At 51.2% G+C, this 972-nt stretch carries 1 protein-coding gene and 1 pseudogene; one reads left to right on the forward strand and one right to left on the reverse strand.

Translation table 11 applies throughout. From position 1 onward, the window contains the following. Positions 1–213, forward strand: a 213-nt coding sequence (locus EZI54_RS24960; protein WP_207389349.1) for a hypothetical protein, incomplete at its 5' end; no start/stop codon positions are given. Positions 214–490: 277 nt separating this feature from the next. On the opposite strand, the pseudogene EZI54_RS23905 reads toward EZI54_RS24960, so the two are convergent. Then, positions 491–832: pseudogene (locus tag EZI54_RS23905) on the reverse strand (restriction endonuclease); the annotation flags it as partial. Between the last annotated feature and the right edge of the window lie 140 nt (positions 833–972).

The raw sequence follows: 972 nt of genomic DNA on the forward strand, positions 1-972 counted from the left end.
GCGGCCAGGGCGACTTTGGATTTGAATGATGCGCTGTATTGCTTGCGTTTCTTGCTCATGATTCTCCTCCTTGTGGAGATGATGAATCAGAGCTCAGGCACCTGTCCAAATTTCGGGGTCCACTTCAATCCTGTTCTTTATTTTCCTGGTGCTGCTCGTGGTTTCGTTTCTTGCCAACGTCTTTCGTGGCCGGGGACCGCGTCCATGACGTGACATAGCGAGTCTGGTCTGCGTGACAAGCCATCATCCGGACAGGCCGAATGGGATCGAAACTTGGGGCGGGTCAGACAAACTGTCCGAGTGACTATCCCAACTTTTAATCATGATTACCTTACTATCGCCGATTGTGACCAATAAGTACCTTATCAAGCTTCTCCCCCCATCCTGGGGGGAGGCATTGGGCGAGTTCGGGCAGAGCGACCACTAGTGGAATGGAGAGTGAGCTGGTAGGCACCCTGATTCGTTTGTTGTATTGGCAATGAGCCTGGCCTTAATCCACATAATCCATCAAGCCTTCAACTTTGGTAGCCTTAATGTACTTGGCTGGCCTATCTACTCCGGAAGCAACTTCCTCAAAATGTTTCTCGCCGCACTTGATCTTCGCTCCCTCTTTGTGGCGCAAGTCGCCCCACCAAGTACTGCCTTTGGTTTCGACGACGAAGTATAGCTTCTCATCGCCCTCTTCATCGACAACAACGGCCCAGTCCGGATTATAGGTTCCCAGCGGGGTTGGCACCTTGAACCAGGACGGTAGCTTGGCATAGACCTTAACCTTTTCATTCTTCTCCAAGTCTTCGGCAAAGACTTTCTCTACACCAGCAGAATCATATACAACATGAGTGTAGCCCCCTCTGTCAGCCTAGTTGTCCAGTAGGCGATTTCGCCTGATTTTTCCGAGTCGGGGCGGCATGGGAGCATGTCATGCCACGTTATTCCGAAGAACGTAAAGCCGCAGTGCTGAAGAAGTTGTTG

This window comes from Marinobacter halodurans, assembly GCF_004327985.1.
Lineage (GTDB): Bacteria > Pseudomonadota > Gammaproteobacteria > Pseudomonadales > Oleiphilaceae > Marinobacter_A > Marinobacter_A halodurans.